This is a genomic window from Arsenicicoccus cauae (assembly GCF_043162025.1).
Taxonomy (GTDB): domain Bacteria; phylum Actinomycetota; class Actinomycetes; order Actinomycetales; family Dermatophilaceae; genus Arsenicicoccus; species Arsenicicoccus cauae.
Genome location: NZ_CP171001.1, coordinates 2511389 through 2534415, shown reverse-complemented (window position 1 = coordinate 2534415; position 23027 = coordinate 2511389). Strand labels below are relative to the sequence as shown.

Annotated in this window: 19 protein-coding genes, 1 tRNA gene and 1 pseudogene; 8 read left to right on the top strand and 13 right to left on the bottom strand. The window is 71.3% G+C overall.

All coding sequences use genetic code 11. The features are described 5' to 3' along the window. From ACF3NS_RS11815 to ACF3NS_RS11800, 4 genes are all read right to left on the bottom strand, one after another. On the bottom strand, positions 1-585 hold the full coding sequence (locus tag ACF3NS_RS11815) for a hypothetical protein (RefSeq protein ID WP_392466232.1): 585 nt from the start codon (positions 583-585) through the stop codon (positions 1-3). 518 nt (positions 586-1103) lie between these two features. Continuing rightward, positions 1104-1191: transfer RNA gene (locus ACF3NS_RS11810), tRNA-Leu, on the bottom strand. 92 nt (positions 1192-1283) lie between these two features. Then, the gene (locus ACF3NS_RS11805; protein WP_392466229.1) at positions 1284-2777 is read right to left on the bottom strand and encodes a DEAD/DEAH box helicase; all 1494 of its coding nucleotides are present in this window, start codon (positions 2775-2777) and stop codon (positions 1284-1286) included. Positions 2778-2986: 209 nt separating this feature from the next. Next, positions 2987-3367 carry a hypothetical protein gene (locus tag ACF3NS_RS11800; protein WP_288799711.1) on the bottom strand — a complete coding sequence of 127 codons (381 nt, stop codon included), beginning with the start codon at positions 3365-3367 and terminating at the stop codon, positions 2987-2989. Positions 3368-3492: 125 nt separating this feature from the next. Between ACF3NS_RS11800 and ACF3NS_RS11795 the strand changes: the two genes are divergently transcribed. The 5 genes from ACF3NS_RS11795 to ACF3NS_RS11775 are packed head-to-tail and all read left to right on the top strand — an operon-like array spanning position 3493 to position 8590. Next, positions 3493-3900 carry a pyridoxamine 5'-phosphate oxidase family protein gene (locus tag ACF3NS_RS11795; protein WP_154594218.1) on the top strand — a complete coding sequence of 136 codons (408 nt, stop codon included), beginning with the start codon at positions 3493-3495 and terminating at the stop codon, positions 3898-3900. A 44-nt stretch (positions 3901-3944) separates the two neighbouring features. Then, positions 3945-6050: a phosphate acetyltransferase gene (pta, locus tag ACF3NS_RS11790; protein ID WP_392466226.1), complete on the top strand. Its 2106-nt coding sequence runs from the start codon at positions 3945-3947 to the stop codon at positions 6048-6050. Positions 6051-6073: 23 nt separating this feature from the next. Then, entirely contained in the window at positions 6074-7276 is a 1203-nt protein-coding gene (locus ACF3NS_RS11785; RefSeq protein ID WP_392466223.1) for an acetate/propionate family kinase, read from the top strand. Positions 7277-7289: 13 nt separating this feature from the next. Further along, positions 7290-8165, top strand: a complete 876-nt coding sequence (locus ACF3NS_RS11780; protein WP_230082961.1) for a HipA family kinase — start codon at positions 7290-7292, stop codon at positions 8163-8165. Next, complete coding sequence (locus tag ACF3NS_RS11775; RefSeq protein ID WP_230082960.1) at positions 8162-8590, top strand: DUF3037 domain-containing protein; 429 nt, start codon at positions 8162-8164, stop codon at positions 8588-8590. The genes ACF3NS_RS11780 and ACF3NS_RS11775 overlap by 4 nt, the downstream gene beginning before the upstream one ends. An 88-nt stretch (positions 8591-8678) precedes the next feature. Here ACF3NS_RS11775 and ACF3NS_RS11770 read toward each other — a convergent pair. From ACF3NS_RS11770 to ACF3NS_RS11750, 5 genes and pseudogenes are all read right to left on the bottom strand, one after another. Continuing rightward, positions 8679-8846 (bottom strand): annotated as a pseudogene (locus tag ACF3NS_RS11770) (type II toxin-antitoxin system ParD family antitoxin); the annotation flags it as partial. Beyond that, positions 8815-9375, bottom strand: a complete 561-nt coding sequence (locus ACF3NS_RS11765; RefSeq protein ID WP_392466220.1) for a hypothetical protein — start codon at positions 9373-9375, stop codon at positions 8815-8817. The pseudogene ACF3NS_RS11770 and the gene ACF3NS_RS11765, both read right to left, overlap by 32 nt. Before the next feature lie 205 nt (positions 9376-9580). After that, positions 9581-10162, bottom strand: a complete 582-nt coding sequence (locus ACF3NS_RS11760) for a nucleotidyltransferase family protein (RefSeq protein ID WP_311966700.1) — start codon at positions 10160-10162, stop codon at positions 9581-9583. Between the two features lie 249 nt (positions 10163-10411). Beyond that, positions 10412-10738 (bottom strand): type II toxin-antitoxin system PemK/MazF family toxin, encoded by a 327-nt coding sequence (locus ACF3NS_RS11755; RefSeq protein WP_288798416.1) that lies wholly within the window; start codon positions 10736-10738, stop codon positions 10412-10414. Next, positions 10735-10941, bottom strand: coding sequence for an antitoxin MazE-like protein (locus ACF3NS_RS11750; protein ID WP_154594213.1), 207 nt, complete (start codon positions 10939-10941; stop codon positions 10735-10737). The genes ACF3NS_RS11755 and ACF3NS_RS11750 overlap by 4 nt, the downstream gene beginning before the upstream one ends. 958 nt (positions 10942-11899) lie before the next feature. On the opposite strand from ACF3NS_RS11750, the gene ACF3NS_RS11745 reads away from it, so the two are divergent. Beyond that, positions 11900-13354 (top strand): IS1380 family transposase, encoded by a 1455-nt coding sequence (locus ACF3NS_RS11745; protein ID WP_392466216.1) that lies wholly within the window; start codon positions 11900-11902, stop codon positions 13352-13354. A 744-nt stretch (positions 13355-14098) separates the two neighbouring features. On the opposite strand, the gene ACF3NS_RS11740 is transcribed toward ACF3NS_RS11745, so the two are convergent. Next, a complete protein-coding gene (locus ACF3NS_RS11740; protein WP_154594212.1) occupies positions 14099-17743 on the bottom strand; it encodes an ABC transporter ATP-binding protein in 3645 nt (1214 codons plus the stop codon). Between ACF3NS_RS11740 and ACF3NS_RS11735 the strand changes: the two genes are divergently transcribed. Together ACF3NS_RS11735 and ACF3NS_RS11730 are read left to right on the top strand one after the other, a co-directional pair. Continuing rightward, complete coding sequence (locus ACF3NS_RS11735; protein WP_392466213.1) at positions 17742-18299, top strand: YbhB/YbcL family Raf kinase inhibitor-like protein; 558 nt, start codon at positions 17742-17744, stop codon at positions 18297-18299. The genes ACF3NS_RS11740 and ACF3NS_RS11735 overlap by 2 nt on opposite strands. Before the next feature lie 10 nt (positions 18300-18309). Beyond that, the gene (locus tag ACF3NS_RS11730; RefSeq protein WP_288798410.1) at positions 18310-19749 is read left to right on the top strand and encodes a GuaB1 family IMP dehydrogenase-related protein; all 1440 of its coding nucleotides are present in this window, start codon (positions 18310-18312) and stop codon (positions 19747-19749) included. A 46-nt stretch (positions 19750-19795) separates the two neighbouring features. On the opposite strand, the gene ACF3NS_RS11725 is transcribed toward ACF3NS_RS11730, so the two are convergent. The 3 genes from ACF3NS_RS11725 to ACF3NS_RS11715 all read right to left on the bottom strand — a co-directional run bounded on the left by ACF3NS_RS11725 (position 19796) and on the right by ACF3NS_RS11715 (position 22959). Next, positions 19796-21205 (bottom strand): sugar porter family MFS transporter, encoded by a 1410-nt coding sequence (locus tag ACF3NS_RS11725; RefSeq protein WP_154594210.1) that lies wholly within the window; start codon positions 21203-21205, stop codon positions 19796-19798. A 136-nt stretch (positions 21206-21341) separates the two neighbouring features. Then, the gene (locus ACF3NS_RS11720; RefSeq protein ID WP_392466209.1) at positions 21342-22178 is read right to left on the bottom strand and encodes a TrmH family RNA methyltransferase; all 837 of its coding nucleotides are present in this window, start codon (positions 22176-22178) and stop codon (positions 21342-21344) included. A gap of 13 nt (positions 22179-22191) precedes the next feature. Beyond that, a complete protein-coding gene (locus ACF3NS_RS11715) occupies positions 22192-22959 on the bottom strand; it encodes a sulfite exporter TauE/SafE family protein (RefSeq protein WP_392466207.1) in 768 nt (255 codons plus the stop codon). Positions 22960-23027 lie beyond the last annotated feature (68 nt).

Sequence of the window (23027 nt, the reverse complement as noted above, 5' to 3'; positions counted from 1 at the left end):
TTAACCACCGCACGCAAGTGACCGTTCATCGAAGTACACGCGCGCATAGTAGGTCTTACCAGCGTAAACAATGGTGCCAGCAGTGGTGCCAGTCCACCCCGTCTGCTCACTGCTGACGCATCGGTACTCGACGTTCTTCTGCTCGTACTTTGCGACGCCCCGGTTGCCACCGGTATGGGTGGGACCGGCCTTCCTCCACCAGATGAACGATTTGTATCGGAGGTCGCTCGCATGGTTGATGGACGTGACCGGGACGCTGCACACGGTCCTCGGCTTGGCGCCGACGTTCTTCCTGTCGGACGACGTACGCAGGTAGGTCGGCGTCGGGTAGAGGGTGCAAGGGCCGTATTGGACATTGGCAGCCTGCGCCATCGCTCCTCCCCTCTCCAGCGAAGCCAGCTTCTGATCGGCCTCTTCCGGAGAACTCGCCTCGATGTACCGAGACGTTCTCGGCGAGCTCGCAGCGTTGATGGCATCGAGGTCGGAGCCGGCAATTGGTGAGGCAGAGGCAGCGACCCCCGTTCCGGTGGTCGTGATACCAATCACGCACACCGCTACTGCCGCCGCGCACTTCGTTGTCTTCACGCTTTCCCCCGGATCCTCGCTGGCCCTTCCTGTCAAAGGCCGCTCGGACACGATTCATCTAAGCATCCTCTCCCGTGTCAAGCAATTGGCAGGATTGCTTCTCGTGCAGAGGTGGGGATGCGGGGCCAGCCAGGTCCCCGGTGCACCTCCAAGGTGGACCACCGCGGCGTCGTCGAGGGAATCCTCGACGACAACCGATCCCAGAACCCGACGTCGACCGGGGGCTTCTTCCGCATCATCGGACGCCGTCGCCCCTCACGGCCGCAGGCTCGTCCGGCAAACCATCCGTGGCCGTCCCGAACCGTGGCAGGTACACCACGATGCACGCGTCGATGATGGCCTATGCGCAGGCCACAGGGACCAGAGGCCGACGCAGAGCCACCGACGCCTGGGAGGCCAGCCGCGCTGGGCACACCCACCATGCGGGTGTCGGCCTCACAACGACGAAGCTCCCGGCCAGATGGGATCCGGCCGGGAGCTTCAGCAAAGCGAAAGTGTAGCTATGGGAACTACTTTCGTGGTGTCCGAGGGGGGACTTGAACCCCCACGTCCGATAAAGGACACTAGCACCTCAAGCTAGCGCGTCTGCCATTCCGCCACCCGGACAGGTGGTGCTGCGCCTGGTGGGAACCACCGGGGCAACGACGTGAAACTCTAGCAGACGCAGCACCGATCACCGAATCGCGAGGAGCGGTCGGTCAGCGGCTGCGACGGCCTGCCGACGAGCCGGCCGAGAAGGCCGCGGCGCCGCCGGTGCGGGCCGGACGGGAGCCGCCGCGGGCCGCTCCCCCGGCCGCGCCCTGGCGGGGCTGGCCGGTGCCCTGCTGGCGCTGCTGGCCGCCCTGGCGGGCGCCGGAGCCACTGCCCTGAGACGCGCCTGAGCCGGAGCCCTGACGGCGACCCTGCGACTGGCCGGAGCGGTTGCCGCCACCCTGACGAGCGCCACCGCCCGAGCGACCGCCACGACGGCCCTGGCCCTGCTGGGCGTCCGGGGACACGACCGTGGCGTCGGTGGGGGCGGCATACGTCCGCTCCCCCGGGACGAGACGGCGCAGGAGCGCGTGGTCCGGGCCGACGCGCGTGGTGGTCGGCTTGATGCCGGCGGCGCGGGTCAGGTCGCGGACGTCCTTGACCTGCTCGTCGAGCATCATCGTGACGACGGTGCCGGCGGCGCCGGCGCGCGCGGTGCGGCCCGAGCGGTGCAGATAGGCCTTGTGCTCGACCGGCGGGTCGGCGTGGATGACCAGCGCGACGTCGTCGACGTGGATGCCGCGGGCGGCGATGTCGGTGGCGACGAGCGTCTGGACCGTGCCGGAGTGGAACGCGTCGAGGTTGCGGGTGCGCGCCCCCTGCCCGAGGTTGCCGTGCAGCTCGACGGCCGGCACGCCGGAGCGGTTGAGCTGCTTGGTGAGCTTCTTGGCGCCGTACTTGGTGCGGGTGAACACGACCGTGCGGCCGGGGCCCGCGGTCAGGTCGACCAGCACCGGCAGGCGGTCGTCGGTGTGGACGTGCAGCACGTGGTGCTCCATCGCGGACACCGGCGACTGCGCCGAGTCGGCGTGGTGGGTGACCGGGTCGTGCAGGTAGCGCTTGGCGAGCACGTCGACCCCGGCGTCCAGCGTCGCGGAGAAGAGCATGCGCTGCCCGCGCTCGGGCGTGCGGTCCAGCAGACGCTTGACGGTGGGCAGGAAGCCCAGGTCGGCCATGTGGTCGGCCTCGTCGAGGATCGTGATCTCGATCCCCCCGAGGTCGCACAGCCCCTGCTGGACGAGGTCCTGCAGCCGGCCGGGGCAGGCGATGAGGATGTCGATGCCCCGCTTGAGCGCCGACACCTGCGGGCCCTGCCCGACCCCGCCAAAGACGGTGAGCGTGCGCAGCCCCTCGGCTGCCACGAGCGGCGCCGCGGACGCCTCGATCTGCGTGGCGAGCTCGCGGGTCGGCGCGAGGATCAGCGCACGGGGGCGGCTCGGCGTGCGGCGGGTGCGCGACGCCGCGAGGCGGGTCACCAGCGGCAGCAGGAACGCGTACGTCTTGCCGGAGCCGGTGCGACCCCGGCCGAGCACGTCTCGGCCGGCGAGCGAGTCCGGCAGGGTGACGGCCTGGATGGGCGTCGGCTCGGTGATGCCCTGGCCCTCCAGGACGGAGGACAGGGACGTGGGCACGCCGAGGCGCGCAAAAGCATTGGTGGTCAAAGGATCTCCGTATGACGCTGAGCGTCTCGCCGGGCACGAGCGACGCGTCGCGTCGACGTAGTGCACCTGACGCGTCGGCACGAGCCGACGAGCGTGACCGGGGTGAGGACACCGGTCGTGACACCAGCAGCCCGAGGCAAGACGGGGCGGACCGCTGCCCTCAGCCTACGCCATCGGTGGAGCAGGTCTGGTCAGCCGGCGCAGCGTCGTCAGCCGCGCACGTGCCGATAGACGCGCGTCGCCGCGATCGCGCCCACCGTCAGCGTCGTCGCGAGGCAGCCGATGGGCAGCGGCAGACAGCAGCCACCGACCGTCACCGAGGTGCCGTTGCGCGTGCGGGTCGACCAGTGCGGAAAGGGGAAGAGCCGGGGGCCGGACCCGCCGGATCCCTGCGCCTGGTACTCGCCGGGGCGGTCGCCATACGACCCGGTCTGGTCGCCGAGCTGACCACCCTGCTGGCCGTAGGCGTCCGTCGGGTTACCGTAGGCGTCGGTCGGGCGGCTGGCGTAGGCGTCACCGGGGCGCGGGTCGTAGGCGTCGCCGGGCCGGGGGTCGTAGGGGCCGGGACCGGGCTGCGGGGGGTAGCTCATGGCAGGTGGGATACCCCGCTCCCCCGGGGCCTCAACCCCGCGCGCGCACGCCGGGTCCCGGCGCGTGAGCAAGCAGACACGACCCTCCGGTCGACAGCCCCCGGGGGCGGGTCTTGGATTGACCCATGAGCGACGTCAACGAACCCGTGCAGCAGATGACCGAGGAGCAGTGCTGGGAGCGGCTGAGGTCCACCACCTTCGGCAGACTCGCCACCGCCGCCGTCGGCGACGTGCAGATCACCCCCATCAACTACGTCGTCCACGAGGGACGCCTCGTGTTCCGCACCGCAGAGGGCAGCAAGCTCGCCTCCCTGGTCGTGGCCTCGCGCGTCGCCATCGAGATCGACGACGTCACCGCCGACACCGCGTGGAGCGTCATCGGCAAGGGCGACGCGCACGTCGTGCACAACATGGACGAGGCCGACCGGCTCGAGGAGCTGGGCCTGCACCCGTGGGTGGACACCCGCAAGGAGGTCTTCGTGCTCGTGGACCTCGACGAGGTCTCCGGACGCGTCTTCGCCCTCGCCCGCTGATCCCACCCGACGGCTCGACCACGCCGCCGGTTATCCTCGTGCCTGTGGAGACCAGCGTGTATGTCGCGTCCGCCGAGGGCCACAGCGGCAAGTCCGCCGTGGCCCTCGGGCTGCTCGAGTCCCTGACCCGGCGCTACGCCCGGGTGGCGGTCTATCGACCCGTGACCGAGGGGGTGCCCGAGGACGACACGGTCCTCGCGACGGTCCTGTCGCGCAGCTCGGTGCCACTGTCGCCCGCCGAGGCGGTGGGTGTGTCCTATGACGACGTCCACCAGGACCCCGACGGCGCCTTGTCCCGCATCGTCGAGCGCTACCACGAGATCCAGCACGACGCCGACGTGGTGGTCGTGCTCGGCTCCGACTTCACCGACGTCACAAGCCCCACCGAGTTCTCCTACAACGCCCGCATCGCCGCCAACCTCGGCGCCCCGGTGCTGCTCGTCATCGGCGCGCACGACCGCGAGACCGAGGACGTCGCCACCGTCGTCGAGATGGCCCTCACCGAGCTGCGCACCAACTCCGCCACCCCCCTGGCCGTCGTCGTCAACCGCGCCGACGCGGGTGCGGACGACCTCGAGCGGACGGTCCGGGGCGTGACGGCGGGCCTCGCGGGAGACGCCGGCCTCCCGACATACGTCATCCCGGCCTCCCGGGTCCTGTCGGCGCCCACCGTCCGCGACCTGCTCAAGGCCACCGACGGCCAGCTGATCTCCGGGGACGCGTCGCTGCTCGACCGCGAGGTGCTCGACTTCGTGACCGCCGCGATGACCATGCCCAACGTCCTCGACCGGCTGCTCGAGGAGTCCCTCGTGCTCACCCCCGGCGACCGCGCCGACGTGCTGCTGAGCGTCCTGCTCGCGCACCAGTCCAGCACCTTCCCGAGCATCGCTGGCGTGATGCTCAACGGCGGCTTCGAGCTGCCCCCGCAGGTGCGCCGGCTCATCGACGGCCTCGGCAGCAGCCTGCCGATCATGACCACCCAGGGTGGCACCCACGACACCGTCATGGCGCTGAGCGGCGTCCGCGGCCGGATGACGCCCGCCTCCACCCGCAAGGTCGCCACCGCCGTCGAGCTGTTCGCCAAGCACGTCGACACCGACGCGCTCCTCGGTCACCTGCGCGAGCCGCATCCCTCGATCGTCACGCCCCTGATGTTCGAGCACCGGCTGCTCGAGCAGGCGCGCGCCGCCGACCGCCACATCGTGCTCCCGGAGGGCCAGGACGACCGCATCCTGCGCGCCACCGAGATCCTGCTCAGCCGCAGGACCGTGCGGATCACCCTGCTCGGCGTCGCCGACGAGCTGCAGGCGCGCGCCCGCGAGATCGGCGTCGACCTGACCGGCGCGCAGATCATCGACCCGCACGACCCCGACCACGTCGAGCGGTTCGCGGCGCGCTACGCCGAGCTGCGGGCCCACAAGGGCATGACCGTCGAGCAGGCGCGCGAGGTCGTCGTCGACCCGTCCTACTTCGGCACCATGATGGTGCTGATGGGCGAGGCCGACGGCATGGTCTCCGGCGCGGTCAACACCACCGCCCACACGATCCGCCCGGCGCTGGAGGTCGTCAAGACCAATCCCGGTGTCTCCGTGGTCAGCTCGAGCTTCCTCATGTGCCTCAAGGACCACGTGACGGTGTATGGCGACTGCGCCGTCAACCCCGACCCCGACGCCGAGCAGCTCGCCGACATCGCCATCTCCTCGGCGCAGACCGCCACGGCGTTCGGGATCGAGCCGCGCGTGGCGATGCTGTCCTACTCCACCGGCACGTCCGGGTCCGGCGCTGACGTCGACAAGGTCCGCGCGGCGACCGAGATCGTGCGCCGCCGCGCGCCGGAGCTGCTCGTCGAGGGACCGATCCAGTTCGACGCCGCCGTGGACCCTGCGGTCGGGTCGAGCAAGGCGCCCGGCTCCGCCGTCGCCGGGCAGGCGACCGTGCTGATCTTCCCCGACCTCAACACCGGCAACAACACCTACAAGGCCGTCCAGCGGACCGCAGGCGCCGTGGCGATCGGCCCGGTGCTGCAGGGCCTGCGCAAGCCGGTCAACGACCTGTCCCGCGGCGCCACCCTGCGCGACATCGTCAACACGGTGGCGATCACCGCCATCCAGTCCACCCTGCCCGCGCCGGCCGCCCAGTCGGCCGACTGACCCGCCGAGCCAGAGAGCCTCCCATGCCGTCCGTCCTCGTCCTCAACGCCGGGTCCTCCTCGCTGAAGTACCAGCTCGTCCAGGTCGGCACGCGTGACGTGCTCGCTGTCGGGCTGGTCGAGGCGATCGGGCTGCCGAGCGCCAAGATCACCCACACCGGCGGCGGCGACAAGGTCGCCAAGACCATCGACTGCCCCGACCACAAGGCCGCCATCGCCGCCGCGATCAAGATGTTCGACCGGGTCGGGCCGCGGCTCGCCGACGCCGAGCTCGTCGCCGTCGGCCACCGCGTCGTCCACGGCGGCGAGAAGTTCAGCGACGCCGTCCTCGTCACCGACGAGCTGCTGGACACGCTCGACGACCTGACGCCGCTGGCGCCGCTGCACAACCCCGCCAACCTCGTCGGGCTGCGCGCCGCGCTCGAGCTCTTTCCCGACCTGCCGCAGGTGGGCGTCTTCGACACCGCCTTCCACCAGACGATGCCGGACTACGCCTACACCTACGCCGTCCCGCACGCGTGGCGCGAGCAGCACGGCGTGCGGCGCTACGGCTTCCACGGCACCTCGCACCTCTACGTCTCGCAGGAGGCCGCGCGGATGCTCGGCAAGGACCCGAGCGAGGTCAGCGTCATCGTCCTGCACCTCGGCAACGGTGCCTCCGTCACCGCCGTCAAGGGCGGCGTCAGCATCGACACGTCGATGGGCCTCACCCCGCTCGAGGGCCTGGTCATGGGCACCCGCAGCGGCGACATCGACCCCGCGATCCCGATGCACATGGTCCGCGCCGCCGGCCTGACCATGGAGGAGGTCGACCACGCGCTCTACAAGGAGTCGGGGCTCAAGGGCCTGACCGGGCACAGCGACAGCCGCGACGTCGAGGACCTGCGCGCCTCCGGCGACGACCGCGCCCGCCTCGCGCAGGAGGTGTCGACCTACCGGCTCAAGAAGTACATCGGCGCCTACGCCGCCGCCATGGGGTCGCTCGACGCCATCGCCTTCACCGGCGGCATCGGTGAGAACTCCGTCGTCGTGCGGCGCATGGCGACCGAGGGCCTCGGCATCCTCGGCATCGAGGTCGACCCCGAGCTCAACGCCGCCCGCTCCAAGCAGGCCCACGACATCGCCACCGCCGACTCGCGGGTGCGCGTCTTCGTCATCCCGACCGACGAGGAGGGCGAGATCGCCCGCCAGACCTACGCGGTCGCCAAGGAGGCCGGGCGCGTATGACGGTCGCCCGCCGATGACCCTGCCCACCGCCCTCGCGCGGGTGACGGCGACACGCTACGTCCTGCCGCTGCGTGAGGGCGGCTCGCTGCCCGGCCTGGTGGAGGCGTCCGACGACGGCACCTATGTCATGAAGCTGACCGGCGCCGGCCAGGGGCCGCGCGTGCTCGTGGCCGAGGTCATCGTCGCCGGGCTGGCGCGGGCGCTGGAGATCCCGACGCCCGAGCTCGTCGTGCTGGACCTGCAGGAGCCGATCGCGCGGTTCGAGCCCGACGAGGAGGTGCAGGACGTCCTGTCCGCCAGCCTCGGGCCCAACCTCGGGGTCGACTACCTGCCCGGCGCGTTCGGGTATGACGGGTCGCGGCCGCCCTCGGCGGGTCTCGCCGGGCGGATCCTGTGGCTGGACGCCCTCACCGCCAACGTGGACCGCACGTGGAGCAACCCCAACCTGCTGGTCTGGCACGGGCGGACGTGGGCGATCGACCACGGCGCCGCGCTGTACTTCCACCACGCGTGGCCGTCGCGCGGCGTCGACCCGGCGCGGTTCGCGGCGCAGCCGTACGACGCGGAGCGGCACATCCTGCGCGGCGTGGCGGGCTCGCTCGCAGGCTCGGCGGCGGAGGGCGACCTCGACGAGGCGTGCGCGGCGCTGCTGACGCCGGACGTGGTGCGGGCGGCCGTGGAGTCGGTGCCCGCCGAGTGGCTGCACCCCGTCGAGGGGCTGGCCGGCCTGGACTCCCCCGAGGCCGTGCGTGCGGCATACGTCGACTGCCTGCTCGCCCGGCTGGCCGACCGCTCGGCCTGGTTGCCAGGCCCGCCCGCGGGGCCGCCCAGCGAAGGACCGGAGGACCTCGCGCGGTCCCAGGAGGCCCGCCGGCGGTGGACCCGATGAGCGAGCCGACCCGGCGCTACGTCCCGAGCTCCGACGCCGAGCGCTCCCCGTGGTTCGCCTACCAGTACCTCGTGCTGCGCGCCGTCCCCCGCGTCGAGCGCGAGGAGTTCGTCAACGTCGGTGTCGTGCTCTACAGCCAGGACGCGGGCTATCTCGACGCGGCCGTGCACGTCGACCCGGCGCGGCTGCGGGCTCTGTGCGCGGACGTGGACCTCGACGCGCTGGGTGGCGGGCTCGAGACGGTGCGTGCCGTATGCCGCGGCGAGGCTGCGGCCGGGCTGCCCGCCGACGCGCGGGCGTGGCGGAGGTTCGGGTGGCTCGAGGCGCCGCGCAGCACGGTGATCCAGCCGTCACGGCCGCACGGCGGGCTGACGCGCGACCCCGCGGCCGAGCTGACGAGCCTGCTCGACCGCCTCGTCCGCTAGCTACGAGCAAGGGCGCGGGGCCCTGCCGGCGCTCGGTCGTGGCCAACGGGTGGATTCCTCCACCGTCATGGGTGGCCTTCCGCAGGAGCTGCAGGGCGGTGCGGATGACCGCGCTGGCGGAGCCGTAGCGGCCCGACGCCGCCTCCCGAGAGAGGAGATCCGTGAAGTGGCCAGAGGACGCGGTGCGTGTGACGCCTCGTCCCGCTGCGGTCCTCCGACCAGGATCAGGTCGCGGCGGGGCGCGCCCGCCGAGAATTGCGCCGGGCGTGGAAGTCTCGAGCTGTCATGGCCGCGGCCGCCACCAAGAGGGTGCCCGCGACGACATACTGCGCCGGCCCGTAGGGGCCGCCAGTCTCGCCGATCGAGACGTTGAACGAGGCCAGGTGCCACGGACCGATGAGGAGTGCGCTCCAGGCGACAGTCGACATCACGTGATCTATGGGTGTCGCGGTGTCCTGGGCGAGGTCGGGCGCCATCAGCGCGGTCACCCACGCGAAACCCATAAAGGGCCAGACCAGGTCAGCGATCGTACCCAGACCGTCGTTCAGGTTGTAGACGGTGGAGTAGGGGTACTGCACCGCGAGGTCCCAGACGAACAGGCACCCGAGTGCGGGAACGAGCCCGACGATCGCCGTCCACCAGCGGCCTCGGCTCAGCCCAAGGAGGATGAAGCCCACCGCCATGGCGAGGTAGGCCGAGGGGTCGGAGTCGACCAGGAAGAGGACACCGGCGACGCCGAACGCGGCTGCCGAGGCCAGCGAGATGGCGCGGGAGGATCGGCTCATGCCGTCAGTGTCCCGAGCCCGGGCAGGGATGGCAACGCAGACCACACTCCTCGGGAGCCGAGGCTGGGAACCCCTCGGCTGGTGCTGCGGCCGTGGCGACCGAGCGAGTCGCCGGTCCTCCGCGAGCTGTGGAGCGAGCGAGACCCGCGGGGCGCCCCCTGGTCGGACCGACGTCCGTGCGAGGGGCTGTCATGAACTCTGGTCGCTACCAGGGCTCGACGGTGAGGCTGGGCCACCGAGCGGCATAGTCGCACGCTTTGGCGTCATAGACCTGCTTGGGCGCGAGGCGACGGTGCGGGCGGAGGTGCATGCCGAGGACATCGTCGAGGCCGAACGGTGCATAGAGCCGTAGCCCGGACTCGCCCCTGGTGACGCCGACGCAGCAGGCCGTTGAGGCGAAGGCCCGGATGGCGTCGGTGGCGCTGCTGAAGGGAGGGCAGGGCTTCCCGAACTTCTTTTCGTACCAGAGGTGGACGCGTGCCTGGTTCCGGACCTCGAGCGGTGCTGGGACGTCCGCCATGAGCTCGTCGGCGGCGCGGGTGACGACGTCCTCGGCCTCCCAGCTCAGGTCGGAGTCGTCGTGGTAGAAGACGTCGTAGTCCTTGATGCCGTACCCGGCGGGCTTGCCCTCGACGGAGTTCCAGACGTTCTGAAAGACCGCACCCGCCGTCAGCCACCATTCCGTCAGGCCCAATGATGGGAGGCGGTCCAGGACCGCGGCACACACAGGGTCGGCGAGCACCGCCGCCAGCACGATCTCATCGTGCACGTCCGAGGAGTGGCCCACCGCGTCAGCGTCTCACAGGTTCGGCCTCGCGCTTGGTCGTCTGGTCGTCGGGCGCGAGACTGGGGCCCATGGGCACCTGGCTTGCATGGGGGGGCTGCTCGAGGACGTCAAGCGAGCGGCGGAGGCCGACGACCGCTCGGTCTCGGCGTGGATCCGCCGAGCCGTCGAGCACGAGCTGTCCCGCTCCGCCTGGAACCTCTGACGTCCGACGCGCGGCAAGAGCGGATGACGTCGGGTCTGCTGGGTGGACTATCTGGCCAGACCGAGGAACGCCATCAGGGCCCGTTCGACCTCTACGAGGCCTTCGGGAGTCAGCCGACCCACACGAGAACCGACGTTCTCGCGGCGAACGGTGGTGATCTTGTCGATCATGACGTGGCTCTCGTGCTGCAGGCCGGTGAAGTCGTCCGCGACGACGCGAACGCGCAGCAGAGGAGCATCGACCAAGGTCGTCGTCAGCGGCATGACCGTCACCGAGGCGGTACCGGCGAACAGGTCGTCCTGCACGATCAGCGCAGGCCTGGGCTTGGACGCGTACACGCCCCCAGCCACTGTCCACAGCTCGCCGCGCCTCACTCCTCGTCCCAGGAAGCGGTGATCGCCTCGACGAACGGCTGGTCATCGGCCAGCTCGTCCGAGCCTGCGACGATCCCTGCCTGACGGTGCGCCTCCCGCGCAAATCGCTCGCTGCGCACGTCAGGGACCCAGATCTGCACCGGCCGAAGGCCGCGTGCACGCATCCTGCGCCGGTACTCACTGACTCGATGCTTCACCTTCATGCCCACCACGTTACATGTAACAAGCGTTCAGGACCGATAGGTGAAGCGCGCTGCCATCGGCATGAGCGGACGTCCCAAGCCCGACGCACGCTCCGACCCTGACGCCTGACCACCGGAATGGCTCGACGACCAACGTCCGTGTCCGCGCCCTTCGATACGCTGGATGGGCACTACGCACAGACCGCGCCGTACTGGGAGCCTCGCGATTTGGTTCATGGATGTACCGGTCGAAGCGATTCGGGGCAACTAGTCGCCTCTTTGGCGACACGCATTCAGGTGCTGGTAGTGCTGGTCTTTTCATGAGAAAAAAGAACTTTGCGCTAGGTTGGAGCGGGAAGCGAGCTGCGCTCGTCAACGGCAAGCGGCGGGCCCGTACAGTATTCCGGCTGAAGCTCTTTGGGTATCATTTCGATCTGTGGCATGGGCCCTGGCGATGAGCAGGTGTCTGGTGTTGGTGCCTGAACACAAAGAGTGGGAGCGCGTTCGAATGGATCAGAAGTGGAGGATTAATGCTGGCCGCGCATTCTCCGACTTGGTGCTGGGACACTTTGGGGGTGAATCCTCGGTACAAACTAGGGTTGACGCCGTAGCGCCGAGTGCCGCGCCCGCTGGCGCGTATTTGGTGGAAGTGTCTTGGGGGGACGAGGGGGTCCTGTGTGAGGTAGCTAATTGGTCACCTCACGTGCGGCTGCTGGATGACGACACTATCGACACATCGGTCGAGCGAGCTATTGCCTACCTCAGCCTGCGGTGCTCGGGTGAGACAAGTCGTTCTGCTGAGCGAATCGCCATCTCAGAGAGTTGACTCAGCATCCCATGACGCACTTAGCTCGATCCACCGATAGACTTGGCGCGGTGAGCTGATCCGGCGCGTCGTAGCATGAGAATGCCCCTGTGCTGAAACAGAGTTGGAGTTCTTCAGGCTTCATCTCCGTCTCGCACGAGGGGCATCTCGTAGGTGAAACTCTCTCACACCCTGACCCGCACGTCGGCGGTGTTCGACGACCCGAATCTCGTGTCGCCGGCCGGCCTGGTCCCGCTGCTGGCGCTGGCGGACCGGGCGGGCCTGCGGAAGCTGGCCGATGAGCATATGAGCGTGCCGACGGACAAGGGCGCGAACGCCGGCCTGAAGGTGGCCTCGCTCGTGGCGGGGATGCTCGCCGGCGCCGACAGCATCGATGACATGGCGCTGCTGCGCCACGGCGGGATGGGCCGGGTCTTCGCCCGGGTGTACGCGCCGTCGACGCTGGGCTCGTTCCTGCGGACGTTCACCTTCGGGCACGTCCGCCAGCTCGACGCGGTCGCCGCACGGTTCCTGCTCTCGCTGGCCCGGCTCGCCGGGCTGACCCCACCGGTCCCGGCACCATTGCCCGCTGGCGACGAGGCGGGAGCCGGCGGCGGGTACGCCTTCGTCGACGTGGACGACACGATCATCGAGGTCCACGGCCACGCCAAGCAGGGCGCCGGGTTCGGCTACACCCGGGTCCGCGGCCTGAACGCGTTGATCGCCACCCTCACCACGGACCGCTGTGCGCCGCTGGTCCTCGCGCAGCGGCTGCGCAAGGGCGCCTGCGGCTCGCCCCGCGGCGCGAAACGCCTGGTCGGCGACGCCGTCAAACAGGCCCGCCGCCTGCTCGGCGCGAAGGCGCCGGTCCTGGTCCGGATGGACTCGGCCTACTACGGCCGCGACGCCGTCCACGCGGCGATCACCGGCGGCGCCCACGTGTCGGTCACCGTCCGGATGGACCCGGCGGTCAAGGCCGCGATCGCCGGCATCGACCAGGGCGCGTGGACGACGATCAAGTACCCGGACGCGATCTTCGACGAGACCACCGGCACGTGGATCTCGAAAGCGGAGGTCGCCGAGGTCCCGTACACGGCGTTCACCTCCAAGAAGACGGCCGACCGGGTCCCCGGCCGGCTGGTCGTGCGCCGGATCCCGGACGTGCACACCGACAAGAAGAAGAGGAACGGGCAGGGCACCCTGTTCGACGTGTGGCGCTTCCACGCCTTCTTCACCACCGCCCCCGCCCAGCAGCTCGACACCGTCGCCGCGGACCAGGCCCACCGCGGGCACGCCATCATCGAACAGGTCCACGCCGACCTGAAGGCCTCCGCGCTGGCGCACCTGCCCTCCGGGAAGTTCACCGCCAACAGCGCCTGGCTCGTGCTCGCCGTCATCGCGTTCAACCTCACCCGCGCCGCCGCCGTCATCGCCGCCACCGGCCCGACCGGATGCTCGGACCTGGCCAAGGCGACCACCGCGACCGTCCGTCGCAAGCTGATCCACGTCCCGGCACGAGTCGCGTCCTCCGCCCGCCGGATCACCCTGCACCTGCCCCAAGCGTGGCCCTGGCAGCAGCCGTGGACCCGACTGTTCGACCGCGTCGCCGACCCGCCCGCCATCGCCTAGTCCTGACCACCCAGCCGCAGGCGGCGCGACCCGAGAAACACCGACGTGGAACACCCCGACAGCGAGGTCGGGCGATCACCCGCGCCCCTCCTCGCCTCCTCCGCCCGAGACGACGATCAACGCCACGCATCCGCCCATCGGTGGATCGAGGCTTAGGTCCAGTCGGACTGTCAGATACGAGGAAGTCGTCGAGCGTCTTCGCCATGTCGATCACGTTCCCGTCAGTGCTCGTTGGGCTCACGAGCTCGTCCAATAGACACACGGCGGGGTCGTGCCCCACAACCAGGACGCGGGCTTCTTCGACGCCATGCACGTCGACGCGCTGGGCGACGGGTTCGGGACACTGCGGGCCGTATGCCGTGGCGGGGCCGCCGCGGGGGCGAGCTGACCACCCTGCTGGACCGCCAGCCTCGAACCGGCAGACAGGGATCGAGGTGGTGCCGCCCTGGGTGGCCTCGGCCAGCCTGATCTTCTCCCGCACCCTCCTGAATCGGCCCTGCGAGTTCAGCGAGCGCGGCAGGTCGTGGAACTCGGTGCCTGAGATCTCGAGGCGGCAGCTGCCGCTGCTGTCGCACCGGCTGCTCCACGAGCCCGTCTCGCGCGCTGAGAGCAAAAGCGTCGCGGCGACGGTGCCAAGAGCGGTGGCGAGGCGACGACGAGACCTAGTCATGGGACACGAGGTGGTCAGTCGGACTCGGTCAGTGGTGAGCACCGTGGTCTGCATACCCCGCAACCTGGCCTGGCTCACCCGGCGAGGTGTCCCCAGCGTCCGGCGAGGTCGGACCAGGGGCCGACCTCGGCGACGCGGCCGTCCACGACGACGACGACGCGGTCCGCCTGCGCCAGGGCCGCCCGCTTGGACGTCGCCCCGACCACCGTCATCGACCGAGAGCGCAGCGCCTGCCACAGCTCGATCTCCGTGCGGGCGTCCAGCGCGGACGACACGTCGTCGGCCAGCAGCAGCTCGGCGTCGGCGGCGACCGCGCGGGCCAGGGCGAGGCGCTGGACCTGCCCGCCGGACAGGCGGACGCCGCGGTGCCCGACGAGCGAGTGCGCGCCGCCCGCCTGCTCGACGTCGGGCTCGAGCCGCGCCACCCCGATCGGGCTGTCGAAGGCGCGGTCGAAGCCGAGACGGACGTTCTCGTCGAAGGTGCCCGACAGGACCCGGGGCACCTGGCCGACGTAGGCCACCTGACCGGGGCGCAGGAAGACCTCGGGGTCGGTGACCTCCTGACCGTTCCACCGCAGCGAGCCCCGGTGGTCGGCGAGGCCCGCGACGGCCCGCAGCAGGCTGGACTTGCCGGCCCCGACCTGGCCGAGCAGCAGCACGAGCTCGCCCCGTTCGATGTCCAGGTCGACGTCCTCGACGCCGACCGTGCCGTCCTCGTGCACGGCGGACAGGCGACGCAGCGACAGGCGCTCCAGGGGCACGCGCGGGGTGGCCGCCGGCTCGGGGGCGTCCCCGGTGACGAGGTCGACGTCGGCGGGCAGGGCGACCAGGTCCGCGCCACCCGCCATCCGGCTGGTCGCCACCTGCCAGGCGCGCGTGCCGGGAGCCTCGGTGACGACCGCCCCGGCGACCCGGCCGAACCAGTCGAAGCCGTTGACCGCGTTGACCACCAGCAGGGCGGTGGCCAGACCCCACCGCCCCGTGAGCACGCCCACCCAGGCCGCCACGGCGCCGGCCTGCACCATCACGGTGGGGACGCCGTCGAGGAAGGCCTGGACCCGGTGCTCGCGGACGGCCGCCTGGACCCGGCCGGCGTCGACCTGGCGCAGGTGGCGGCGCACCTCCGGCATGCGGCCTGCGAGCTTGACCGTGCGAGCCGACTCGAGGACTGACACGAGGACCCGGCCGAAGCGCGCCCGGGTCGCCGAGGCCTGGGCCGCGGACCGCCCGGCGACGGGACGGCCCACCGCCGAGGCGACGGCCGAGGCGGCCATGACGACGAGCAGCACGAGACCGGCGAGCCAGGTGCCCGCGACGAGCGCGGTGACCAGGCAGATCAGCAGGCCGTTGACGAAGTCGACCCAGCGGTCGGCGTAGCGCGCGTAGCGGTCGGAGTCCATCGCCCGGGCCACCACCTCGCCGGCCGGGACCCGCTCGAGGCGCCGCTGCGCGGTCTGGCCGACGAGCACGGACAGGCGCACGCGGAGCAGGACCTCGACCCACCAGCGGGGATAGCGCACCACCGCGGCCGCCAGAGCCACCGGGCCGAGCAGCGACACCGCCACCACGAGCGCGAGCCACCACCACGGTGAGGTGCCGCCTTGCAGTGCCTGGACGGCGTGCCCCCACGCGTAGCCCGTGAGAGCGCCGACGGCCCCGCCGAGGGAGTGAGCGAGAAAGAGCGCCACCGCCAGCAGGCCCCAGGCCGGGCGCACGGCAAGGACGTTGAGGATGCCGCGGGCGAGCGAGGACCCGTCGCCCGGGTCGCGGGACGCCGGGGGCTCGCCGCGGCGACGGACGGTCCCCAGGGCGGTGACGGCGGTGCTGCCCGAGGGGGCGGCCGCGTCCGGACGGTCCGAGGGACGAGGGTATGACGTCCCGGCCGCCCCGTGGTCACCGCCGGTCTCTCGGGCGGCCTCCAGCAGCGTCCGGAAGGCGCCGGGCTCGGCAGCCAGGCGCGCCCGCTCCCCCGCCTGCACGACCTGGCCACCGGCCAGGACGGCGACGAGGTCCGCGCGGGCGATCGTCGACAGCCGGTGCGCGATGAGGATGCCGGTGCGGCCACGCAGGAGCCGTTCGGAGGCGGCGACGACGCGGGCCTCGGTGAGCGGGTCCATCCGCGCTGTGGCCTCGTCGAGGACGACGACCTGGACGTCGCGCATCAGCAGCCGGGCGAAGGCGAGCAGCTGCTCCTCCCCGGCGGACAGGACCGTGCCGCCGGGACCGAGCAGGGTGTCGATCCCGTCGTCGAGGCCGCTGACCCAGTCCGAGAGACCGAGCTCGGCCAGGACGGCCTCGATGCGCTCGCGCGGCGCGTCGGTGAACAACGAGATGTTGTCGCCGAGGGTGCCCGCCAGGATCTCGGTGCGCTGCGTGACCACGCCGACGGTCTGGCGCAGCGCGCGCAGGTCGAGGTCGAGGACGTCGATCCCCTCGAGGAGGACCTCGCCGGGGCGGGGGTCGACGGCCCGCGAGACGAGCGAGGCGAGCGTCGACTTGCCCGACCCCGTGCGCCCGACGAGGGCCAGCGTCTGGCCCGCCGGCACCGTCAGGTCGACGTCGCGCAGGGCGAACGCCCCCTCGGCATACGCGAAGCAGGCGTGCCGGAACTCCAGGCTCACGGGCCCGGGCGGCAGCTCCCGGCCGCCCTCGGGCTCCGGCTCGACCGCCATCAGCTGGCGCAGGCGCATCACCGCGCCGAGGCCGGCCTGCAGGTCGGGGAGCTGGTCGGCGACCCGCCCGATGTAGCCCACGAAGGTCGCGGTGATGAGGAACAGCGTGACGAGCTGGGGCACGGACAGCCGGTCCGCCGTGGCGAGCAGGACCCCGGCGACGGCGACGGCCGCCAGGAGCGCGTGCAGGATGACCCCGGTGCGCAGGGTGACGGCCCCCTCGAGCCGCAGCACCTCGTGGAATCGCCGGTGCACCTCGGCGGACAACGCCGCCACGCGGCGGATCGCGAAGGCCTGACCGAGGCTCGTGCGCAGGTCGTCCTGGGCGGCGATGCCCTCCTCGAGCGCGGCGGCGTGGTCGGTCCACGCGGCCTCCTCGACGACCTTGCGGCGGGCGATCTCGCCGAGCAGGCCGCGCACCGACAGGACGGCCGCGACGGCGAACACCGGGAACAGCAGCACCGACGGCCACCACGTGAATCCCGCGACGACGAGCATCGGCACGATCGAGACGACGGCGCGCAGCATCATCCACAGCTGCATCCGCACGAGCGACCCGACCTCGCGGGTGTCGTCGTCGACCCGGTCGAGGATCTCCCCCACGGGCTGCTCCGACAGGGCGGGGAGCGGCTGGCTCAGTGCGGCGTCGAGCAGGTCGTCCCGCAGCCGGCCCTCCGCTCGGTCGGAGACGCCGGCCCACAACCACCGACCGACGGTGTCGACCGCCGCGCCGCCGACCACGCACAGGGCGAGGACCCCGACCAGCCGCCAGGACACCTGGTCGGCGAGTCGACCCGCCACCACCGTCCCGAGCGCCGTCCCCACGGCGCCGATCGTGAGCGCCACCAGCGCGGCCGCGGCCGTCGGGGTCGCGAGGCGCCGCCAGGTCACGGTCCGGTGGTCAGCGGTCGGGTGGTCGGCGGGATGAGCGGGGCGGCCGGACACAGTCACGGCGATGGATGCTACGCGAGCGTGCGGCCCGGCCACTACGGATATACGGCGCCACAGGGGTGCGGGCGCAGATCCTGCGGCATAGGGTCGGAGCATGAGCACCCTCGACCGACCCACGGCCCCGGACCCCTACGAGCTGCTCCCCCAGGTGGGCTCCTTCACCGTCACCAGCGAGTCCTTCGACGACGGCGCGGACCTACCGGACGCCCAGCTCTTCGACTCGTGGGGCATGACCGGCGACAACCGCTCCCCGCAGCTCTCCTGGAGCGGTGCGCCCACCGAGACGCGCGGCTATGCCGTCACCTGCTTCGACCCGGACGCACCCACCCCCAGCGGCTTCTGGCACTGGCTGCTCGTCGGTCTGCCCGCCGACTGCACCTCGCTGCCCGAGGGCGCGGGCGCCGAGCGGGGCAAGCACCTGCCCAAGGGCGCGTTCATGATGGCGAACGACTACGGCCTCAAGGCCTTCGGTGGAGCGGCGCCGCCCGCGGGCGACCGTCCGCACCGCTTCATCTTCGCCGTGCACGCGCTCGACACCGACGACCTGGGGCTCGACGACACCGCGAGCGGCGCGGCGACCGGCTTCACGATCGGGGCGCACACCCTCGCCCGCGCCGTCATCACGGGGATGTGTGAGGTGCCCGAGCAGTAGGCTCGGACGAGTGCGCTTCCTCAACGGCCTGGAGCCGAGCTTCGACCTGACCTACGACGACGTCTTCATGGTCCCGTCGCGGTCGTCCGTCACCTCCCGCCTCGACGTGGACCTGTCCACGACCGACGGCAGCGGCACGACCATCCCCCTGGTGGTCGCCAACATGACCGCCATCGCCGGGCGTCGCATGGCCGAGACGGTGGCGCGTCGAGGCGGGCTGGTCGTCATACCGCAGGACATCCCCGTCGACATCGTCGCCGAGGTGATCGCCGATGTGAAGTCGCGCCACCTGGTCTACGACACCCCCATCTCGGTCAAGCCGCACCACACCTGCGGCTATGCGCTCGGCCTGCTGCCCAAGCGCGCGCACGGCGCCGCGATCGTGCAGGTCGACGACCGGCCCGTCGGCATCGTCACCGAGGCGGATCTGGTCGGCGTCGACCGGTTCACCCAGCTGTCGGAGGTGATGAGCACCGAGCTGCTCACCATCCCCGAGGGCACTAGCCCGCGCGACGCGTTCGCGCTGCTGCACGACCGCCACCGCAAGCTCGCGCCCGTCGTGGACGCCGACGGCCACCTGGTGGGCCTGGTCACGCGGCAGGGGGCGCTGCGCGCCTCGCTCTACACCCCCGCCACCGACGCCCAGGGTCGTCTGCGCATCGCCGCCGCCGTCGGCATCAACGGCGACGTCGCCGCCAAGGCACGCGCCCTCGTCGACGCCGGCGCCGACCTGCTCGTGGTCGACACGGCCCACGGCCACCAGGACAAGATGATCGACGCGCTGCGCGCGGTGCGCTCCGCCGGCGTCGACGTGCCCGTGGTGGCCGGCAACGTCGTCTCCGCCGACGGCGTGCGCGACCTGGTCGAGGCGGGCGCCGACATCATCAAGGTCGGCGTCGGGCCCGGCGCCATGTGCACCACGCGCATGCAGACCGGCGTGGGGCGCCCGCAGCTCGGCGCCGTGCTGGAGTGCGCCGCCGCGGCCCGCGAGCTCGGCAAGCACGTCTGGGCCGACGGCGGGGTGCGCCACCCCCGCGACGTCGCGCTGGCGCTGGCCGCCGGGGCGTCCAACGTCATGATCGGGTCGTGGTTCGCGGGGACCTTGGAGTCGCCAGGAGACCTGCAGCGCGACAGCGACGGCCGTGCCTACAAGGAGTCCTTCGGGATGGCGTCCAAGCGCGCCGTGGCCAACCGCACGGCCGGCGAGTCCAGCTATGACCGGGCCCGCAAGGCGCTGTTCGAGGAGGGCATCTCGGCCGCGCGCATGTACGTCGACCCGGCCCGCCCCTCGGTCGAGGACCTGATCGACGAGATCATCTCGGGGGTGCGCTCCTCCTGCACGTATGCCGGCGCCCGCTCGATCGCGGAGTTCCACGACCGCGCGGTGGTCGGCATCCAGAGCTCGTCCGGCTACGCCGAGGGGCGGCCCCTGCACCAGTCCTGGTCCTGAGCCCGAGGCGGCGGGTGTGGATGGCGGGCGGTCCGGCATACGACCGTCAGTGCATCACCGGGGTGGGGCCACCGCCGGTGTCCCGCGGGTCGTGGGTGAGGCCGAGCTTGGCCTCCATCTCCTCCAGCGGCACGCCCTTGGTCTCCGGCATGACGCGCAGCACCCAGAAGAGCTGGCCGATCATGAAGACGAAGAAGATCGCGAAGGCCACCCCGCCGCCGAGCGCACCGATGATCGGCGGGAAGAAGGTCGACGTGAGCCACGCGAACACCCAGTGGGTGAGCGAGCCGAGGGACTGGCCGCGGCCGCGGATGCGGTTGGGGAAGATCTCGGAGATGAACACCCAGATGACGGCGCCCTGGCCGAAGGCGTGGGCGGCGATGAAGACCAGCAGCCCGATCAGCACGAGGATGCTGGAGGTGGAGTCGAAGGCCCCACCCTTGCCCTTCTCGTAGTAGAACATCAGGCCCGACAGGAAGCCGAGGCTGATCAGGTAGCCGATGGAGCCGATGGTCATCAGCCGCTTGCGCCCGATCTTGTCGATGACGGTGAGGGCGGTCATGGTGGCGACGAGGTTCATGAAGCCGACGGCCACCGACATCAGGAAGGCCGCGTCGGTGGAGGCGCCGGCCTTCTTCATCACCTCGGGGGCGTAGTAGAGGATCGCGTTGATGCCGGACATCTGGTTGAACATCGCGATGGTGAACGCGAGCAGGATGACCTTGCGGTGCTCCTTGACGAAGAACGGCACGGACGGCGCGTTGGCCGCGGACGCCAGCGAGGCGTCGATCTCCTGGATCTGCAGGTCGGCCTCCTCCCGCGTCTGGGTCAGCCGGCCGATGACCTCCCGGCCCTCCTCGTCGCGGCCGTTGGCCATGAGCCAGCGGGGAGTCTCGGGGACGGTCATCAGCATGGCGAGGAAGATCGCGGCGGGCACCGCCATCACGCCGAACATCCAGCGCCAGTCGGTGGCCTCGTCGTTGATGATGATCCGGATGAGGTAGTTGGACAGGTAGGCCAGCAGGATGCCGAGCACGATGTTGAACTGCACCAGCCCGACGAGGCGACCGCGGACCTTGGCCGGGGCGATCTCGGCGGTGTAGATCGGGGCGCACACCGAGGCCGCGCCGACGCCGATGCCGCCGAGGAAGCGGAAGATCGACAGGACCAGGATGTTGGGTGCGAAGGCCGTGCCGAGGGCGCCGAGGACGTAGAGGATGCCGATGACGAACAGGACCTTCTTGCGGCCGAACCGGTCCGCGGGCTGACCCGCCGTCAGCGCGCCGAGGATGGTGCCGAGCAGGGCGACCCCGACGGCCCAGCCCAGCGCGGAGTCCGACAACGAGAACTGGGCCTTGAGGGCCTCGGTGGTGCCGGAGATGACGGCGGTGTCGAATCCGAAGATCAGACCACCGAGCGACGCGACGAGGGCGCTGCGCAGGACGAGTGGCTTCATGGCGCACGATCCTGCCCCCGAGACCCGCGCATCGCGCCCCGAAAAATGGTGCAGGGGCGCGGTTTCGGCGATCGTGACCCGAGCGAGACCAACCGACCGGCGGCGTCGCGTCAGCCAGCCCCGTCAGCCCGCCCCGTCAGCCAGCCCCGTCAGCCAGCCCCTGAGGCGCGCCCCGCAGCGCCCACATCGCGACTGCCGAGGCCGCGGCGACGTTGAGCGAGTCCACTCCCCCGGCCATCGGGATGCGCACCACCGAGTCCGCCGACGCGACGGTGCGGGTGGACAGGCCGTCGCCCTCGGTGCCCATGACCACCGCGAGACGCTCCGGCGGCGCGGCGGCGAGCTCGTCGAGCGACACGGAGTCGTCGCTCAGCGCCATCGCGGCGACGTGGAAACCGTTGTCCCGCAACAGCTCGACTCCGCCCGGCCAGGGGTCGATGCGGGTCCACGGGACCTGGAACACCGTGCCCATCGACACCCGGATCGACCGGCGGTAGAGGGGGTCCGCGCAGCGTGGGGTGACCAGGACCGCGTCCACCCCGAGCGCCGCGGCCGAGCGAAAGATGGCCCCCACGTTGGTGTGATCGACGATGTCCTCGAGCACGACGACCCGGCGCGCAGCCGCCAGCACCGACCCCACCGCAGGCAGCTCGGGCCGCTGCATCGACGCCAGCGCCCCACGGTGCAGGTGGAAGCCCGTGAGGTCCTCGATGATGCGGTGGGTCCCGACATATACCGGTATGCCGGACGACTCGGCCCAGGAGACCAGGTCGGCGAGGTCCGTCAGCCAGCGCTCCGCCATCAGGAAGGACCGCGGCCGGTGGCCGGCCGCCAGCGCGCGGCGGATGACCTTGTCGCTCTCGGCGATGTAGAGCCCGCGCTCCGGCTCGGTGCGCCGCCGCAGCGCGACGTCGGTCAGGCCGACGTAGTCGAGCAGCGCGGGGTCGGCGGGGTCATCGATCCAGATGGGCACCGCGCAAGCCTAGTCACGGGAAGGCGACCAGCTTGACGATCGCCGCCACGCCCACCACCACGATGATGACGCGCAGCGCGGACGCCGAGATGCGCGTCCCGATCCGGGCACCGACCCAGCCGCCGCCGAGGGCGCCAAAGCCGATGAGCGCGGCCACGTCCCAACGCATCTGGTCGCGCGCCACCACGATGAAGACGAGCGCCGCCACGAAGTTCGTGAGGCTGGCGGTGATGTTCTTGATGGCGTTGATCTGCGGGAGGGGGTGCGGCAGGAGCAGGCCCAGCAGGGACACGAGGATGATCCCCTGCGCCGCCCCGAAGTAGCCGCCGTAGACGGCGGTGAGCCCCACGGAGGCGATGGCGAGGCGCATCCGGGTCGGGCTGATCGCCTCCTGGTGGTGGGTCCTGGTCCACCGGCTGATCCGCGGGCCCAGGACGACGAGGACCAGGGCCAGCGCGATCAGGACCGGCACGATCACGCGGAAGGCCTCCGCGGGCAGGACCAGCAGCAGGACGGCGCCCGCGACCGCGCCGACCAACGCGGCGGGCACGAACCGGCGCACCAGGTCGCCCATGCCCACCATGAGCGACCGGAAGCCCGGGATGCTCGTGACGGCCGCCGCGCACAGCCCGAGGCTGTTGGAGATGTTGGCCGAGACCGGCGGGATCCCGAGCAGCAGCAGCGTCGGGAACGTGATCAGCGTCCCCGACCCGACGACGGTGTTGATGGTCCCGGCGCCGAGACCGGCGAGGACGATGACCAGGGCTTCCCACAGCGACACCCGGCCACCATAGGTGGTGACCGGGTGTCCGTGCCCAGAGGGGCGGATGGTGGTCGGGACGTATGCCG

Excerpts from the sequence above, each read along its gene's own strand:
- ACF3NS_RS11800 (WP_288799711.1), bottom strand. The coding sequence starts at position 3,367 with ATGAGCTACCCCCCGCAGCCCGGTCCCGGCCCCTACGACCCCCGGCCC.
- ACF3NS_RS11795 (WP_154594218.1), top strand. The coding sequence starts at position 3,493 with ATGAGCGACGTCAACGAACCCGTGCAGCAGATGACCGAGGAGCAGTGC.
- ACF3NS_RS11785 (WP_392466223.1), top strand. The coding sequence starts at position 6,074 with ATGCCGTCCGTCCTCGTCCTCAACGCCGGGTCCTCCTCGCTGAAGTAC.
- ACF3NS_RS11780 (WP_230082961.1), top strand. The coding sequence starts at position 7,290 with ATGACCCTGCCCACCGCCCTCGCGCGGGTGACGGCGACACGCTACGTC.
- ACF3NS_RS11775 (WP_230082960.1), top strand. The coding sequence starts at position 8,162 with ATGAGCGAGCCGACCCGGCGCTACGTCCCGAGCTCCGACGCCGAGCGC.
- ACF3NS_RS11765 (WP_392466220.1), bottom strand. The coding sequence starts at position 9,375 with ATGAGCCGATCCTCCCGCGCCATCTCGCTGGCCTCGGCAGCCGCGTTC.
- ACF3NS_RS11750 (WP_154594213.1), bottom strand. The coding sequence starts at position 10,941 with ATGAAGGTGAAGCATCGAGTCAGTGAGTACCGGCGCAGGATGCGTGCA.
- ACF3NS_RS11735 (WP_392466213.1), top strand. The coding sequence starts at position 17,742 with ATGAGCACCCTCGACCGACCCACGGCCCCGGACCCCTACGAGCTGCTC.
- ACF3NS_RS11740 (WP_154594212.1), bottom strand. The coding sequence starts at position 17,743 with ATGCTCCGACCCTATGCCGCAGGATCTGCGCCCGCACCCCTGTGGCGC.
- ACF3NS_RS11725 (WP_154594210.1), bottom strand. The coding sequence starts at position 21,205 with ATGAAGCCACTCGTCCTGCGCAGCGCCCTCGTCGCGTCGCTCGGTGGT.